Raw genomic sequence first — 14,988 nt, 5'->3', positions numbered from 1 at the left:
CCGCACCGCCTCAGCGCGAATCCGCCTGGTTGGACGGAAGGGGAGTGTCACTGCGCCGAACCGTATCCTGATGGAGCTCCAAAGCGCTAGTCACAAGGGCGAAGTGGCTGAACGCCTGCGGGGTGTTTCCCAGTTGGCGTCCTGCCTTGACAGCCCATTCCTCGCTTAACAGCCCCACGTCGTTGCGCAGTTCCAGCAGCCGCTCGAAGAGTTCTTGCGATTCCTCATGGCGCCCGGCGCCCAAGAGTGCCTCGACCATCCAGAATGAACAGGCCAGGAAGACGCCCTCATCGCCGGGCAGGCCGTCGTCGCTCTCTTCCGGCTTGTACCGCAGCACGAATCCGTCCTGCGTCAGCTCCCGTTGAATGGCCTCGATGGTGCCTATGACCCTGGGGTCATCGTTGGGCAGGAATCCCACCCTGGGAATCAGCAGCAGGCTTGCATCGAGCTCCGGGCGGCCGTAGGACTGGACAAACGTATTGCGCCCGGCGTCGAAACCGTTGGCCATGATGTCCTCGCGGATCTGGTCCCGCAGCGCCTCCCAGCGCTCCACCGGACCGGGCAGGCCGGATTCCCGGACGCCCTTCACCATGCGGTCCGCCGCCACCCATGCCATGACCTTGGAATGGGTGAAGTGCCGGCGGGGCCCCCGCATCTCCCACAGTCCGTTGTCCGGCTGGTCCCAGATGGTTTCGAGGTGCTCCATCAGCGCAATCTGCACATCCCAGGCCTCGTCAGTGTGCTTCAGTAGCGAGTTCCGGGTCAGCGCCAGGCAATCAAGGACCTCGCCCCACACATCCAGCTGGAACTGTTCGGCCGCCGCGTTTCCGATCCGGACGGGTGCTGAGTTTTCGTAGCCCTTCAGCCAGGGCAGCTCCATCTCCGGCAGCCGCCGCTCGCCGTGGATCCCGTACATGATCTGCAGGTCGGCGGGGTCGCCGGCAACCGCCCGGAGCAGCCAGTCCCGCCACGCGGCGGCCTCGGCGGTGTACCCGGCGGCCAGCAGCGCCTGCAGGGTCATGGCGGCATCCCGCAGCCAGCAGTACCGGTAGTCCCAGTTGCGCTGCCCGCCGGGCTGCTCGGGAAGCGACGTGGTAACGGCGGCCACGATCCCGCCGGTCGGGGCGTAGGTCAGCGCCTTGAGCGTTATCAGCGAGCGCACCACCGCCTCCTGGTACTTCCCCCTGACCGTGCACTGGGAGGACCATCCCCGCCAGAACTGGAAAGTGCTGTCCAGAACGTCCTCGGCCTCCACGGTGACCGGCCGGCCTACATGGCTCGGTGCCCAGGTGAGCACGAACGGGACCTTCTCGCCGGCGTTGACCGTAAAGTCGCTGACGGTGTGCATGTTTTCGCCGTGCAGGGGTGCGGGGGTGACAAAGTAGACCGCATCCGGGCCCGCGATGGCATGCAGCCCCCGTTTGTCCTTGCGGACCCACGGAATGATGTGCCCGTAGTCGAACCTCAGGATCAGCTCGCCATGCATCTTGACGCTGCCGCTGACGCCCTCCACGATCCTGACGATGTCAGCCACGGAGTCGCGGGGCGGCATGAACTCGGTGACCCGGACGGTTCCGTCCGGTGTGTCCCACTCGGTGTCCAGGACCAGGCTGCCGTCCCGGTAGCTGCGCCGGGTACATACCCCTCCGCCAGCCGGCGCCAGCAGCCAGCGGCCGGCGTCGGGGGTGTCCAGCAGCGCGTTAAAGCACGCGGGGGAATCGAACCGCGGCAGGCACAGCCAGTCGATGGAACCTTCCTTGCTGACCAGGGCCCCGGTTTGAAGGTCCCCAACTACCGCATAATCCTCAATTCGCGCCATGACATTACCCTGCCATACAGCGCCCCGAACGGAAGGGGAATGTCCGGGTGTAGCCTGAGGCAAATGGCAATCCATATCGGTACCTCCGGCTGGAGTTACGACCACTGGGAGAACGTGCTCTACCCGCCCGGGCTGCCCGTCCGGGACCGGCTCCAGTGCTACGTCGCCACGTTCAGCACGGTTGAATTGAATGCCAGCTTCTACCGGTGGCCGCGGGACACCACTTTCGCCGGCTGGAACAGACGCTTGCCGCCCGGTTTCAGCATGTCAGTCAAGGCTCCCCGTGGATTGACCCACTCCCGCAAGCTCTACTCGCCTGAGGTCTGGGTGGAGCGCATCGTCCGGTGCTGGCACGAACTTGGGGACAAACGGGCCGTGCTCCTGGTCCAGCTGCCGCCCCAACTGGAGCGGGACGATGCGAGGCTGGACTACTTCCTGGGCGTGGTGCCGTCCTGGATCAGGGTTGCCGTCGAGTTCAGGCACGCCAGCTGGGACTGCCCAGAGGTATATGCCCTGCTGGAGCGCCACCAGGCGGCGTACTGCATCATGAGCGGGGCAAACCTGCCCTGCATCCTGCGGACCACCGCGCCGTTCACGTACGTCCGCCTGCACGGCCCGGACCAGGAACACCTGTACGGCGGCTCCTACTCCGACGCCGGCCTCCACTGGTGGGCGGAACGGATCCGGGAATGGGACGGGGCCGGCGTGGACGTCTACGCCTACTTCAATAACGACGGCGGCGGAAACGCAGTGCGTAACGCCCAGACCCTGCGCGGAATCCTGGGCAACGGCTGATAGCGGCTGCCGCCCTGTGGCAGAGTGGTTCCATGGACACGGCTCCGCAGAACCCCGCCCAGGAAAAGGCCCGCCTGCCCCGGCAGAACACCATGGGCCGCGCCGCGCTTTCGGGAAGCCAGTTCTTCCGGCTGGCACACCGGCTCTCCGACGCGGTTAACGATGTCCGGATCCAGCTCGCCAAGCGGTGGAAGTTCGTGCCGCAGACCATCGCCTACCAGGGCTACGGTTCCACCACGCGGGTGCGGGTGTTGGGGCGGGTGCTGCTGACGCAGAAGCCGCTTCCCGGCAGCCGGGCGGAACACGAGGCAAGAAACGGCACCCAGAACGTCCGGGGCTGGCGCGCCTTCACGGGGGTGCCGCTGCAGTACAGCGACGTCGAAATCACCATTGGCGACGTCGTCACCCCCGTGACGGCGGACCGGGGCGGGCTGATTGACACCGAGGTGGACGTCCAGCTCTCCCCCGGCTGGCACACCGCCGTCCTGCGCGCCGAGGGAACGGAGCCGGCGGAGGCGCTGATCCAGGTAATTGCCCCGGGTGAGAAATTCGGAATCGTCTCCGATATCGACGATACCGTGATGGTGACCGCGCTGCCCAGGCCCTTCCTGGCACTGTGGAATACGTTTGTGCTCAGTGAACGGGCCCGCATGGCCACCCCCGGCATGGCCGTGCTGCTGGACCGGCTCACCATCGAGCACCCGGACGCGCCGGTCATCTACCTGTCCACCGGACCATGGAACGCCGCCCCAACGCTGGCACGGTTCCTGACCCGCAACATGTATCCCAAGGGCGCGCTGCTGCTGACGGACTGGGGGCTGACGCAGGACCGCTGGTTCCGCAGCGGCCAGGACCACAAGCACCGCAACCTGGAGAGGCTGGCGCAGGAGTTTCCGGATATGCGGTGGCTCCTGATCGGCGACAACGGCCAGCACGACGAAGCCATTTACTCCGCCTTCGCGGCCGGGAACCCGGACAAGGTTGCGGCCATCGCCATCCGGCAGCTGTCCGTCAGCGAGTCGGTATTCGCCGGCGGCCACTCCGAAGACGGCGACCACACCACGTCCAGGGTGCCGTGGATCTACTCCCCCGACGGCGCCGGCATCGCAAAGCAGCTCGCCATGCTGGACCTGCTCCGGGGCTGACCCGGCCGCCCTCGGTTGCTAGGCGCTGGCACCCAGCGCCGCGCCGCCGTCGGGCGCTTCAGTGGGCTCTGCGCCTTCCTCGGCCAGGACATCCGGGACCACCGCCTGGGCGATGGCAAGGTCAGCTGCTGCAGCGAGGTCGCGTTCCTCGATGAGCTCCTGGAACCAGAAGAAGGATGCCTTGGGCGTGCGCTCCAGCGTCTCGAAGTCCACGTGCAGAAGGCCGAACGGCTGATTGTAGCCGGCGGACCACTCGAAGTTGTCCAGGAAGGACCACACGTAATAACCGCGCAGGTCCATGGACTCCGCCACGCCCCCGGGCGCCGTGGCCCGCAGCGCGGTTTCCAGATGGTCGGAGAGGTACTTCAGCCGGCGCTCGTCCGGGATGAAGCGGGTGTTGGTGGACTTGTCGCGGACGATGATGTCCTCGAAGCTCGCTCCGCCCTCGGTGATGATTACGGGAGGGAGGTTGGGGTACCGCTCCGCCATCTCCTTCAGCGCCACCGCCATGTACTCCGGCTTGACCGGCCAGCCGTAGGACGTGATGTCGGCTTCCGGCCAGGCTTCCACGTGGAACGGTGTTGTCCCGCTGCCGGTTGCGCTGAGGTCGCTGCCCATCGCCTCGGCCATGCTTGACGGTACGGTGCCGCCGCCGGGTCCCGCCGCCACCTTGGTGGGCATGTAGTAGTTGAGCCCGTAGAAGTCCAGGGGCTGGGAAATGATCTCCATGTCCTCTTCAGGATGTTCGAAAGAACTGAAGAACTTGGCGGCACGGATCAGGTCAGGGTATTTGCCCGTGAGGACGGGGTCCGCGTAGAGCCTGTTCTGGCCCAGGTCCATGATTCCGGCGCTGATCCTGTCCAGCGGGTTGATCGAGTTCGGGACCATGGGCGAGTACACGTTGGTCATCCCGATCTCGCCCGGCACCTTCGCCGCGCGCAGGGCCTGGACGGCGAGCCCATGGCCCAGCAGCTGGTGGTGGACGGTGGGGAAAGCGCCCAGGGCCAGCTCCTTGCCGGGCGAATGCAGGCCAAATGCATAGCCGTTGGCGCTCACTGTTGCCGGTTCGTTGATGGTGACCCACCGGGCCACCCTGTCCCCGAACGCCTCGGCCACCAGCGCCGCGTAGTCGCCCAGCCGGTACGCCATGTCGCGGTTCATCCACCCGCCGGCCTCATCCAATTCCAGGGGAGTATCCCAGTGGTAGATGGTGGCCATGGGCGATATCCCGTTGGCCAGGAGTTCGTCCAGGAGCCTGTCGTAGAACGCCAGGCCGGGGGCGTTGGCCGGGCCGGTGCCGCCCGGCTGGATGCGCGGCCAGGAGAAGGAGAACCGGTAGGAGTCCACGCCAAGCTGTTTCAGGAGGGCCACGTCCTGCGGCATCCGGTGGTAGTGGTCTGTGGCCACCACCGGGCTGTGGTCCTCCACAATGGCGCCGGGCTTGGCAGCGAACCTATCCCAGCCCGCGGGCCCGCGGCCGTCCTCCTCCAGCGCCCCTTCGATCTGGAATGCTGCGGTTGCGACGCCAAGGGTGAATCCCGGAGGGATGAGTGCTGCCAGGTCCTTGGCGGTGATGTGCATAGCGGTCCAGTCTTTTGCTCACGGTGGTTAGGTACGTCCCACAATCTCACAGCGGCGGGCGGCTGACGAGCAGCAACTCCGTAACCGCTTCGCGGCTACTGCGAGCCGAAGAGGAACTCCTTGGCGTGGGCCACTGCCTTGCGGAAGGCGTCATTGCGCAGGGTCACCAGGTGCTCGGTGTCGCCGTCGGATGGCTCCAGGTAGCCGGTGTAGCCGGGCCGCAGGACCCAGATGTCCCCCGACGGCGGCAGGTAAAACACGCCGAACGAACGTTGCTGCCGCTCCTCGGTGGTCCAGACCGGGACCACCGCCAAGGCGGCACCGGTTTCCGGGTTGATCCACTGTGCCCGCGGCAACGGCTGTTCATGCGCCTCGGGATCCAGGAAGGGCGCGGTCCCGGCGCCCCACCGCTGCTCAAATCGTTCGTGGAATGCCGGGATCAAGTGTGAATCGTAGCGCCGCCACTCGCTCATGCAGTGTTCCGCCTCCTTGGATGAGTACTTGTTTGGGTGATGGCCCTGTTTGGGTGATGGCCCTGTTTGGGTGTGCCTGCATGGATTAGGGTCACACGGCGCGCTCAGGACCAGGGCCCGCTTTCCCACCGCACCGGAGTGATGCGGATGGCGGGCCCGGATGGTCCGGCGGTGCCGCGGACTTTCCGTACGGGAATGCTGGTGGCCGCCGCTGCAGGCAGGCTCCTGTCGTACGCGGCACGCCGTTCCGGGTCCCGGAGCACGTTGAACGCCTGCATGATCCGCAGGAGCTCGTCCCCCGGTGCGGAATCCGTGGTGTTCGCCGGCTTTCCCCCCTTCCATTGCGCGCCCCCGGGCGCGTGGCCGCCGTCCATGTCCGGATGATGGCTGCGCATCAGTGCCCGGTACGCGTGGGAAATCTGCTGCCGGGTGGCGTCCCGCCCCACCCCCAGGATGGTGTAGTAGTCGGGATTGTCAGTCATTCCAGCCTCCCTGTTCCGCGCTGCGCCCCTGCCGGAAAGGCAGGGCGCAGGCCGGAAAGCGTGGACCTAGGTACCGATCTGGTGCATGTCGCCCTGCTGGGTCTGGATCTCGATCTTGCGCGGCTTGGCCTGCTCGGCCACCGGAATCCGCAGGGTCAGGACGCCCTGCTCGTAGCTGGCCTTGATCTTCTCCGTATCCAGGGTGTCGCCCAGGATCAGCTGGCGACTGAACACACCGCGCGGGCGCTCGGACGCCACCAGCTCAACATTGGGCTGGGCAGGGTCCTGGCGCTCCGCCCGGACGGTCAGGACATTCCGCTCAACGTTCAGGTCCAGGGAGTCGATCTTCACGCCGGGAAGATCGAACGCCACCACGAATTCGCCATCCTCCTGCCAGGCGTCCATGGGCATGGCCGCCGGGCGGGCTGTGGTCCCGAAGACCTGCTGCGTGAGCCGGTCCAGCTCACGGAACGGGTCAGTACGCATCAACATCATTTCCCACTCCTTCAGCTTCCAGGTGTTGGATCTGCGCCTATCCGCCACCCCTTAATCTATGGTGGTGGACATAGATTTTTTATAGCACTCGTGGGAAACTGAAGCAAGACGCCGGACGGACAGAATTTGGGAGAACACATGGCAGAACCTGCTGCAGGACACGGTGGCCGCTCCCCCGGCTCAAGGGCCCTGTACGCCATCTCGGTGGCGGCTGAGCTTACGGGAACCGGGCAGCAGAACATCAGGCTCTATGAGACAAAGGGCCTGCTGACTCCGTCGCGTACCGCCGGGGGCACCCGCCAGTACAGCGATGACGATATTGCGGTGCTGCAGCGGATCGGCGAACTTCTTGAAGAGGGGCTGAACCTGGCCGGCGTTGCCAAGGTACTGGAGCTGGAGGCAGCAAACGTCAAGCTTCATCGTGCCCTGAAGCGTGCCCGCTCCCGGCCCCAGTAGCGGGCCTGGCCCCAGTAGCGGGTCGCGACCGCAAGGACAGGCGCGGCGACCCAACCGGCCCAGACTGAAGTTCCCGGGCGGCCGTATCACTCCCGGGGTGATTCGGCCTTTGACAGCTCTCCGGTGATGCGTTCCCCGGGGATCCTGGCTGTCCGCCAGGTATCCAGGGCGATGACGCCGCCCAGGATGAGCAGCGACAGGGAAAACGATGCCAGGGTGTCGGTGGGCCAGTGGTAGCCCAGGTACAGGCGGCTGGCGATCGCGAGGAGGATCCCGATCCCGGCGCCGATGAATCCGAAGACGGCAGCCCGGGGGTTTCTGCGCCGGGAGAAGATCAGGTAGGCGCCCACCAGCAGGAAGTCGCAGGCTCCCAGCACATGCCCGGAGGGGAAGGAAAAAGTCTGGTCCGCACCGAACAGCATCTGGTCCACCGGCGGCCGTGAGCGCTGGACGATGTGCAGGACGATCTGCGAGATGATCACCCCGGTCAGCATGGCGGACGCCAGCAGGATGGGGCGCCAGGCGTGTTTGGCCGCGAACCCCCAAATGAGGATCACCACCAGCACGATGATGGGCAGTGCGATGGGGCCAAAGAACACCGCCAGGAAAATCATGATGGCGGTCATTGCTGCTGACCGCGTTGTCAGGAGCCAGTCGTGCACGGGATGGTCTGCAACGGAAAGCCCTTCGGACTGCACCACGCTGGCCAGCGTGGCGATGAAGAGGGCCAGCCCCACCACGGCAAGGATCACCGACGTACGGTAGAGGCGGCGCCGGTCAGCAGGGTCAATGTAGCGCTCCTCCACCACGAACTTCTCGTGGAAGGTATGCCACCTGCCGGTGCCTTCTCCCGTGACAGCGGAACCTGCTGATTTCTGTGCCAATGTGCTGCCCATCCCTGTGCCCAGTAGACCGCATGCCGACTTTGCATGCCGTGGTGAATGCCTAGGCTGAAGATTATCCCGGCGAAGGGCACTTCACTCCATCAAGCGGCGGAACGCAACGGCGCCCGTCCCGGAGCGGTGGTCCAGGGCGGGCGCCGCAGCAGGTCCGGCAGGTTGGCAGCTAGAACGAGCCGGTGGTGAACTGCCCGCTTCGGGAGGCGAGCGGGTTTCCGGCCAGATCCCGGATGCCGGTGGCGCCGCCGGTCAGCGTCACGGTGTACCTGGTTTTCGCGGCCAGTGCTTGCTGGGGATCGAGGATCCACTGGTTGGTGGTGCCGTTGCGGTAGACCGACGCTGCCACCACTGCCCCTGTGGAGGCGTTTTTCAGGGTGAGTGTGGTGGTGCCGACACCCTGGACCGCTTCGCTGAAGGTGGCGCTGACGTTGCTGCTCCTGCGGACCAGGAGGGCATTGTTGCCCGGGCTGTAGCTGGTGACCGTGGGCGCGGGACCGGTGGTGAACGTCCAGCTCGTGGTGGTCAACGGCGTGCCCGCCGCATCCCGGATGGCTGACGTTCCACCCACCAGGGTTGCGGCGTAGGTGGTGTCGGCGGCCAGGTTTGCGGCCGGGTCAAGGGTGGCAGTCCTGGTGGTGCCGTTGTAGCTGACGGCGGCGGTGATGCTGCTGCCGGCAGCATTCCTCAGGACGAAGGTCCCCGCGGACACGCCCTGCACGGAAGTGCTGAACGTGGCCGACACGTTAGTGCCCACCGCCACCGCCGTGGCCCTACCGCCCGGCGCAACGGACGCGAGCGTCGGAGCGGGAGCAGGCGCAGGCGCCGGAACAGTTGCATCTGCGCCCGAATACAGCAGGCGGTTCGGGGTCCCGGCAGTGGCCCCGGTAATCACTCCGGGCGTGGCATTGGACACCAGGGCAGCGGCTACCTCGGCCGGCGTCAGTGCCGGGTTCTGGGACAGCAGGACGGCTGCGGCCCCGGCGGTGTGCGGGGCGGCCATCGAGGTTCCGGACATGGATGCCGTGGCAGTGGTGGAGGTGTAGTAGTCGGAGGTGATGCCGACGCCGGGAGCATACAGGTCCACGCAGGATCCAAAGTTGGAGAAGGACGCCTGCTTGTCGGAGGAGTCACTGGCCGCCACGGTGACCGCGCCGGGCACGCGGGCGGGGGATGCGGTGCAGGCGTCGACAGCGGAGTTGCCGGCGGCAACCACGGTGGTGACGCCGTCGTCCAGCACCGCCTGGATGGCGGTGTCCACTGCGGTGCTGGCGGCTCCGCCCAGGCTGAGGTTGGCTACCGCCGGCGTTCCGGCGGTGTGGTTTGCAGCGACCCAGTCCAGGCCCGCTATGACGTCCGAGTTGTAGCCGGACCCGCTGCAGTCCAGCACCCTGACCGGCACCAGGGTGGCGTTTTTGGCCACGCCGTACGCGGCGCCCGCCACCGTTCCGGCCACATGGGTGCCATGGCCGTTGCAGTCAGTGGTGCCGTTGCCGTCCGCCACGGCGGTCCAGCCGGCAGCCACCCTGCCGCCGAAGTCGGTGTGCGAGGCAAGGATGCCGGTGTCCACCACGTAGGCCGTCACGCCGGCGCCGGCGGTGGTCCATGAGTAGGAACCGGAGAGGGGAAGCGCCCGCTGGTCGGCGCGGTCCAGGCCCCAGGGGGCGGGCTGCTCGGTGGCGGATACCGTGATGGGGACGTCGGGCTCGACGGACAACACCTTCCCGGATTTGGCAAGGGCGGCCGCCTGGGCAGGGTTGGCGGTGACAACGGCGCCGCGGACTGCGTGCTCGAAAGTACGTCCGACGGCGATGCCCTGGGCGCGCAGCCCGGTCACCTCGGCGGCGACGTCGGCAGTCCGCGCGTACTGGACGATGTAGCGGCCGGTGGCGTTGCCGGCTCCGCCGGGAGTGGCAGGTGGGGCAGCGGCTGCGGGCAGGGACGCGGCGGAAAGGGCGACGGCGGAGAGCAGCGCCGTGAGGGCATGCAGCAGGAAGGATGGGGTACGAATTTTGGGGTCCTCGTGGTGGCTTGGCTGCCGGCTCTGACCGGGACTCGTCCAGGGAAGCGGCAAACGGTGGCTGTCCCAAAAGGATAGGAGCCGGAAGCGCTGGGCTTCCGGCTCCTTGGATGATCCTGGGCCAACTCTTGGGGATTCCTGCGGGCTGGCGTTTGTTTCTGCTTTTATCCGGCGTTGGAGACCGCGGCCACGTGGTTCCGCCAGCTGTGCTCGGGCTCGAAATTCAGCAGGCGGCGGGCTTTGTCGATGGACAGCATGGTCTCGTGCTCGCCCAGGTCCTTGGTGACTTTGACACCGGGAAAGACCTCGGCCGCCAGGCTGGCGCTTGACCGGCTCATGACGGTATCGGCGTTGGCGATGATGAAGGCTTCGAACCCCGGCTTGGCGTTTTCCAGCGCCCGTGCCACGGCCTGGGCACCGTCCCTGCCGTCGATGTACCCCCACAGGTTCCACTTCCGCAGTGTGGCGTCCGCGTCGAAGGAGGGGAACTTAGCGTAGTCGGCCTCGTCCATGACGTTGGAGAACCGCAGCCCCGTAATGCTCAGCTCAGGGTCCCACCTGGTCATTTCCACCGCCATCTGCTCTTCCAGACGCTTCACCAGGGAGTAGGTGCTTTCCGGCCGCGGCGGGTATTCCTCGTCCACCGGGATGTACGGCGGATCGATGTCGAACGGCAGTCCCAGCACTGTCTCGCTGGAGGCGTACACCACCTTCTTGATGCCCGCGCGGCGCGCAGCCTGGAACACGTTGTAGGTGGACAGCATGTTGTTTTCGAATGTTGCTGCGTCCGGAAGGATGCCCGGGGCGGGAATGGCACCAAGGTGCACCACGGCGTCGAACCCGGCATGCCGGTCATCAACGCCCAGCAGTGCGTCCACCACCTGGCCGTAGTTTCGCAGGTCCACCACCAGCAGCTCCGGGCTGCGGGCACCTACGCGGTCCAGGGTGAGGACCTGGTGGCCGTCGTCGGTGAGCCGGCGCACCACGTGCCGCCCCAGTTTTCCATTTCCGCCTGTAACGGCAATTCTCATCAGGGTTTCCTTCTGTTCGAGTGCTTTTCCGTGCGGTGTTCAGGTCAGGACGGGGAACGCGGGGCTTTCAGGAATTGTTCGACGGCGGCGATCGCCAGGCCGGTAATGGCTCCCGGGTCGCCGCTGCCGTTGACGGACACCAGGATGCCCCGGCCCGCGTACACCGAGACTACTTCATGCGTTTGCCGGTGGTAGAGGTCCAGCCGGCGCCGGAAGACGTCGATGGTGTCATCCGTGCGCCCTTGGTCCAGGGCGCGGCGGTGCATCCGCTCCTCCAGTTCAGCATCCGGCGCCTGCAGTTCAATGACGGCATCCAGTGCATGCCCCTGGGCTGCAAGCATGGCGTCGAGTTCGGCTGATTGCTGCGCTGTCCGCGGATACCCGTCCAGCAGGAAGCCCTGCAGTGCATCGCTGTCAAGGAGGCGGTCCTTTACCAGCGCGTTGGTGAGGTGGTCCGGTACGAAGTGGCCGCCGTCGAGGTACCTTGCGGCCTGGTTCCCGAGCTCCGTTTGCCGGCTGACGTTGTTCCGGAAGATGTCCCCGGTGGACACGGCGGGCACCCCGAAGTGGCGCGCGATTTGGCCGGCCTGCGTTCCTTTGCCGGAGCCTGGTGGGCCGATGATGAGGAGCCTGGTCATGTTCCTGCCCTTCCCCGAGGCGATACCCGCTTCATTGTGCCGGGTCGCCCCTTCCGGCGCCAGCATTCGCCACCATGCGGCCCTGCCCGTTGTGGGGCCAGGTTGGGCGGCGGAATGTATATAATCTGGATATCGGTTTAGCAGCAGGCCGTTGGAAAGTTCGTCGATCCAGCGACCATCACCGGCTCCCCGCCCAGTTGCGGGGCGTTTGTGTGTTGCAGGCTCGTTTTGACCTGAACGAATGGCACCAAGAAACCGTGGCCAGCAAGTCAATAGCAAAAACCGATACATCCATTACCGAGCACCTGCATGAACTGGTGCTCAACAGCCCCGACGTTGAGGACTTCCTTACCGAGCTGGCGCATGTGTCCGCACGCAACCTCTCCGAGCCGGGCGATGCAATGCTGTGCGCCATCACCCTGCTCCGGCAGCGTAAAACGGCGACCATCGCCAGCAGTAGCCAGGAAGCAAAGTCCATCGGCAGGCTTGAGCACAGCTTCACTGAGAGCCCCAGCCTGGCAGCAATCACCGGCCAGGAGACTGTCTATGCCCCCGACCTCGGCGAGGACGACCGCTGGCCGGAATACTCCAAAGCCGTAATGGCGCAGGGGGTTCGGTCGGTCGCGGCGATGCCCTTCCGGCTGGAAGGCGAAACCAAGGCCGCACTGCTGCTGTATTCCTGCCGCCCCCACCGGTTTGAGGACCGCGTACTGAAGTTCGCCGAGGATTTCGTCAGCCAAACCTCGCTGGCGCTCCGCCTTGCGGTGCGGTTTGCGCACTACAGCGAAACAGCCGCGAACCTCCGCGCCACGCTGGAGTCCCGCACGGTCATTGATATGGCTGTCGGAATCATCATGGCCCAGAACCGGTGCAGCCAGCAGGACGCGTTCGACATCCTGAAGACTGCGTCGAGCACCCGCAACACCAAACTGCACGACGTGGCCGCTGCAGTGGTGAACGCCCTGGGCCAGGGACCTGCGCGTACACACTATGACGGTTAGGGCGGCGGCCTGCTGCGAAGCGTTCCGCCGCCAGTAGACTGGTGCCAACTTTTCGCCGGGGGGCTTGAATGGAACAGCAGCGTGTTTGCCTTGTCGTGGAGGATGACGACGATATCCGGGGACTGATCAGTGTGATCCTGTCCCGCGCGGGCTTCGATGTCCTGCCCGTGGGAACGGGGGCAGAGGCCATTGCTGCCGCTGCTGATCCCCCCATCGCCCTGGTCACCCTGGACCTTGGCCTGCCGGACATGGACGGGCACGTGGTGGCCCGCGCCATCCGTGCGCTCAGCACCGCTCCCCTGCTGTTCCTGACCGCCCGGTCGGAGCAGGATGACGTGCTGGCAGGCATGGCGTCAGGGGCCGCAGGCTACCTCACCAAGCCTTTCCGCCCCGGGGAACTGAAGGAGCTCGCCGGGCAGCTGTGCCCTGCGGCGGCTGTTTCACGGGAGCCACATACACCGGGCAAATCCCACTGCTGAGCTGGCCGCCGGGACATGATCCGTAACTCCCGGCAGAGGTGACGCGTCCGACGGCGGCCCGTGCCGCCGTCGGACGCGCACGGGTGCTACTTCGAAAGGAACTTCAGCAGTACTTCGTTCACTTCTGCGGCGTGCGTCCACAGCAGGCCGTGCGGCGCGCCTTCGATCTCCACGTATTCTGCAGTGGGCAGTGCCTTGGCGAACAGGCGGCCGGTGGAGTCGATGGGCAGGATGTTGTCCGCGGTGCCGTGCACGATCAGGGCCGGGACATCGATCTTGGGGATGTCCTGGCGGAAGTCCGTGAGCCAGGTGGGCTGGGCGGCAACGGAGGCCGTGGCGCCTCCACCCGTGGCCACGTTCCAGCTGGCGTTGACCGCTTCCTGGCTCAGGCGCGGGGTCCCCAGGAACGTTTCGGAGTTGTAGAAGTTCTTGAAGAACTCGGTGAAAAAGGCATAGCGGTCGGCCGTGACCGCTTCCGTGAGTCCGTCGAACACCTCCTGCGGGACGCCGTCGGGGTTGTCATCGGTTTGGAGCAGATAGGGCTCCAGCGAGCCCAGGAACGCGGCGCGGGCCACCCGTCCGGAGCCGTAGGTGCCAAGGTATCGGCCCACCTCGCCGGTTCCCATGGAGAAGCCGACGAGTACCACGTCGTTCAGGTCCAGGGCGGTAAGCAGGGTGTTGAGGTCCGCCGCGAAGGTGTCGTAGTCGTAGCCCTCGGTGGGCTTGCTGGACTTGCCGAAACCGCGGCGGTCGTACGTGATGACGCGGTAGCCCGCAGCCAGGAGGGCTGCGGTCTGCTTTTCCCAGGAGGAGCCGTCCAGGGGGTAGCCATGGATCAGCACCACGGGCTGGCCTGAGCCGTGGTCCTCGTAATAGAGCTCGATGTCGGTGCTGTTCTCAGTACCTACGGTGATGAAAGCCATCGGGGCGAATTCCTTTCGAGACTGACCAGGCGGCAGGCAGAGTGCCGTGCCGTGCACGTCCTACTCTAGGGTGCCCGGCTGCCCGTGGGCAGGCGGTAATTTGACGACGGCGGCACCCGCCGCTGTGCGCCCCCAGCCTGACAATGTGACAATATATGCGCATGAATGCAGATAACAGTGCTTGCTCGCTGGGAACGGACAGCCAGTACGTGGAACTGGCCGTGGAGGTGTTCGCCATGCTCGCGGACGCCACCAGGGTTCGGATCATCCTGGCGCTGCGGGATGGCGAGATGGCGGTGGGCGCACTGGCGGACGTTGTGGGCAAGTCACCCGCCGCCGTGTCCCAGCACCTGGCGAAAATGCGCCTGGCCCGGATGGTGTCCACGCGGCAGGACGGGACGCGTGTGCTCTACCGGCTGGAAAACGAGCATGCACGGCAGCTGGTGGCGGATGCGATCTTCCAGGCCGAACACGCCCTTGGCGGAGAGCCAGCACACCACCGCATCACCAACCATTCTGCGCAAAGGAGTGCCTCATGAGCGGGCCGCACCAGGAGTCAACGCATACCCACAGCCACGCCCATGCGGAGGGGCACGGCGGGCACGACCACGGTCATGAGCACCCCCACGAGCATGACCACGACCACCCGCACGACCACGGCCATGAGCACCACCACGACCATGACCACGACGGGCACGGCCACCATCACCATTCGGGTTTCAAGGGCTGGCTGTTCGAACTGTTCGTTCCGCAC

The 14,988-nt window shown here is 66.0% G+C and carries 16 protein-coding genes; 6 read left to right on the top strand and 10 right to left on the bottom strand.

Going from position 1 to position 14,988, the window contains the following annotated elements; translation table 11 throughout:
• Nucleotides 1–10 precede the first annotated feature (10 nt).
• Nucleotides 11–1,819, bottom strand: a complete 1,809-nt coding sequence (locus tag QF031_RS02070) for a glycoside hydrolase family 15 protein (protein ID WP_307423429.1) — start codon at nt 1,817–1,819, stop codon at nt 11–13.
• A gap of 63 nt (nt 1,820–1,882) precedes the next feature.
• Between QF031_RS02070 and QF031_RS02065 the strand changes: the two genes are divergently transcribed.
• Together QF031_RS02065 and QF031_RS02060 are read left to right on the top strand one after the other, a co-directional pair.
• Nucleotides 1,883–2,614, top strand: coding sequence for a DUF72 domain-containing protein (locus tag QF031_RS02065; protein ID WP_307423426.1), 732 nt, complete (start codon nt 1,883–1,885; stop codon nt 2,612–2,614).
• A 32-nt stretch (nt 2,615–2,646) separates the two neighbouring features.
• Nucleotides 2,647–3,759: an App1 family protein gene (locus QF031_RS02060; protein WP_307423423.1), complete on the top strand. Its 1,113-nt coding sequence runs from the start codon at nt 2,647–2,649 to the stop codon at nt 3,757–3,759.
• An 18-nt stretch (nt 3,760–3,777) separates the two neighbouring features.
• On the opposite strand, the gene QF031_RS02055 is transcribed toward QF031_RS02060, so the two are convergent.
• The 4 genes from QF031_RS02055 to QF031_RS02040 all read right to left on the bottom strand — a co-directional run bounded on the left by QF031_RS02055 (nt 3,778) and on the right by QF031_RS02040 (nt 6,787).
• Nucleotides 3,778–5,340, bottom strand: a complete 1,563-nt coding sequence (locus QF031_RS02055; RefSeq protein ID WP_307423420.1) for a glycoside hydrolase family 1 protein — start codon at nt 5,338–5,340, stop codon at nt 3,778–3,780.
• A gap of 95 nt (nt 5,341–5,435) precedes the next feature.
• Nucleotides 5,436–5,813: a hypothetical protein gene (locus QF031_RS02050; protein WP_307423417.1), complete on the bottom strand. Its 378-nt coding sequence runs from the start codon at nt 5,811–5,813 to the stop codon at nt 5,436–5,438.
• 104 nt (nt 5,814–5,917) lie between these two features.
• The gene (locus QF031_RS02045) at nt 5,918–6,295 is read right to left on the bottom strand and encodes a J domain-containing protein (RefSeq protein WP_307423413.1); all 378 of its coding nucleotides are present in this window, start codon (nt 6,293–6,295) and stop codon (nt 5,918–5,920) included.
• Nucleotides 6,296–6,361: 66 nt separating this feature from the next.
• A complete protein-coding gene (locus QF031_RS02040; RefSeq protein WP_307433075.1) occupies nt 6,362–6,787 on the bottom strand; it encodes an Hsp20/alpha crystallin family protein in 426 nt (141 codons plus the stop codon).
• 141 nt (nt 6,788–6,928) lie between these two features.
• Between QF031_RS02040 and QF031_RS02035 the strand changes: the two genes are divergently transcribed.
• Nucleotides 6,929–7,246: a MerR family transcriptional regulator gene (locus QF031_RS02035; protein ID WP_307423410.1), complete on the top strand. Its 318-nt coding sequence runs from the start codon at nt 6,929–6,931 to the stop codon at nt 7,244–7,246.
• Nucleotides 7,247–7,332: 86 nt separating this feature from the next.
• On the opposite strand, the gene QF031_RS02030 is transcribed toward QF031_RS02035, so the two are convergent.
• The 4 genes from QF031_RS02030 to QF031_RS02015 all read right to left on the bottom strand — a co-directional run bounded on the left by QF031_RS02030 (nt 7,333) and on the right by QF031_RS02015 (nt 11,831).
• Entirely contained in the window at nt 7,333–8,130 is a 798-nt protein-coding gene (locus QF031_RS02030; RefSeq protein WP_307423407.1) for a phosphatase PAP2 family protein, read from the bottom strand.
• Nucleotides 8,131–8,311: 181 nt separating this feature from the next.
• Entirely contained in the window at nt 8,312–10,216 is a 1,905-nt protein-coding gene (locus QF031_RS02025) for a S8 family serine peptidase (protein WP_307423404.1), read from the bottom strand.
• 110 nt (nt 10,217–10,326) lie between these two features.
• On the bottom strand, nt 10,327–11,193 hold the full coding sequence (locus QF031_RS02020; RefSeq protein WP_307423401.1) for an NAD-dependent epimerase/dehydratase family protein: 867 nt from the start codon (nt 11,191–11,193) through the stop codon (nt 10,327–10,329).
• A gap of 44 nt (nt 11,194–11,237) precedes the next feature.
• Nucleotides 11,238–11,831: an adenylate kinase gene (locus QF031_RS02015; RefSeq protein ID WP_307423398.1), complete on the bottom strand. Its 594-nt coding sequence runs from the start codon at nt 11,829–11,831 to the stop codon at nt 11,238–11,240.
• 257 nt (nt 11,832–12,088) lie between these two features.
• Between QF031_RS02015 and QF031_RS02010 the strand changes: the two genes are divergently transcribed.
• Together QF031_RS02010 and QF031_RS02005 are read left to right on the top strand one after the other, a co-directional pair.
• The gene (locus QF031_RS02010; RefSeq protein WP_307423395.1) at nt 12,089–12,832 is read left to right on the top strand and encodes a GAF and ANTAR domain-containing protein; all 744 of its coding nucleotides are present in this window, start codon (nt 12,089–12,091) and stop codon (nt 12,830–12,832) included.
• Between the two features lie 68 nt (nt 12,833–12,900).
• Entirely contained in the window at nt 12,901–13,311 is a 411-nt protein-coding gene (locus tag QF031_RS02005; protein WP_307423392.1) for a response regulator transcription factor, read from the top strand.
• Nucleotides 13,312–13,397: 86 nt separating this feature from the next.
• On the opposite strand, the gene QF031_RS02000 is transcribed toward QF031_RS02005, so the two are convergent.
• On the bottom strand, nt 13,398–14,234 hold the full coding sequence (locus QF031_RS02000; RefSeq protein WP_307423387.1) for an alpha/beta fold hydrolase: 837 nt from the start codon (nt 14,232–14,234) through the stop codon (nt 13,398–13,400).
• A gap of 161 nt (nt 14,235–14,395) precedes the next feature.
• Between QF031_RS02000 and QF031_RS01995 the strand changes: the two genes are divergently transcribed.
• On the top strand, nt 14,396–14,773 hold the full coding sequence (locus tag QF031_RS01995) for an ArsR/SmtB family transcription factor (protein ID WP_307423385.1): 378 nt from the start codon (nt 14,396–14,398) through the stop codon (nt 14,771–14,773).
• Nucleotides 14,774–14,988: the final 215 nt, after the last annotated feature.

It is taken from the genome of Pseudarthrobacter defluvii (assembly GCF_030816725.1).
GTDB classification, from domain to species: Bacteria; Actinomycetota; Actinomycetes; order Actinomycetales; family Micrococcaceae; genus Arthrobacter; species Arthrobacter defluvii_A.
The sequence above is the reverse complement of the archived record's forward strand: the minus strand, read 5'-3'. Positions and strand labels throughout refer to the sequence as shown.

What these genes read in the sequence shown, in the direction of transcription:
- QF031_RS02055 (WP_307423420.1), bottom strand. Translation starts at nt 5,340, where the DNA reads ATGCACATCACCGCCAAGGACCTGGCAGCACTCATCCCTCCGGGATTC.
- QF031_RS02035 (WP_307423410.1), top strand. Translation starts at nt 6,929, where the DNA reads ATGGCAGAACCTGCTGCAGGACACGGTGGCCGCTCCCCCGGCTCAAGG.
- QF031_RS02020 (WP_307423401.1), bottom strand. Translation starts at nt 11,193, where the DNA reads ATGAGAATTGCCGTTACAGGCGGAAATGGAAAACTGGGGCGGCACGTG.
- QF031_RS01995 (WP_307423385.1), top strand. Translation starts at nt 14,396, where the DNA reads ATGAATGCAGATAACAGTGCTTGCTCGCTGGGAACGGACAGCCAGTAC.
- QF031_RS02015 (WP_307423398.1), bottom strand. Translation starts at nt 11,831, where the DNA reads ATGACCAGGCTCCTCATCATCGGCCCACCAGGCTCCGGCAAAGGAACG.
- QF031_RS02050 (WP_307423417.1), bottom strand. Translation starts at nt 5,813, where the DNA reads ATGAGCGAGTGGCGGCGCTACGATTCACACTTGATCCCGGCATTCCAC.
- QF031_RS02045 (WP_307423413.1), bottom strand. Translation starts at nt 6,295, where the DNA reads ATGACTGACAATCCCGACTACTACACCATCCTGGGGGTGGGGCGGGAC.
- QF031_RS02000 (WP_307423387.1), bottom strand. Translation starts at nt 14,234, where the DNA reads ATGGCTTTCATCACCGTAGGTACTGAGAACAGCACCGACATCGAGCTC.
- QF031_RS02065 (WP_307423426.1), top strand. Translation starts at nt 1,883, where the DNA reads ATGGCAATCCATATCGGTACCTCCGGCTGGAGTTACGACCACTGGGAG.
- QF031_RS02060 (WP_307423423.1), top strand. Translation starts at nt 2,647, where the DNA reads ATGGACACGGCTCCGCAGAACCCCGCCCAGGAAAAGGCCCGCCTGCCC.
- QF031_RS02005 (WP_307423392.1), top strand. Translation starts at nt 12,901, where the DNA reads ATGGAACAGCAGCGTGTTTGCCTTGTCGTGGAGGATGACGACGATATC.
- QF031_RS02040 (WP_307433075.1), bottom strand. Translation starts at nt 6,787, where the DNA reads ATGTTGATGCGTACTGACCCGTTCCGTGAGCTGGACCGGCTCACGCAG.
- QF031_RS02070 (WP_307423429.1), bottom strand. Translation starts at nt 1,819, where the DNA reads ATGGCGCGAATTGAGGATTATGCGGTAGTTGGGGACCTTCAAACCGGG.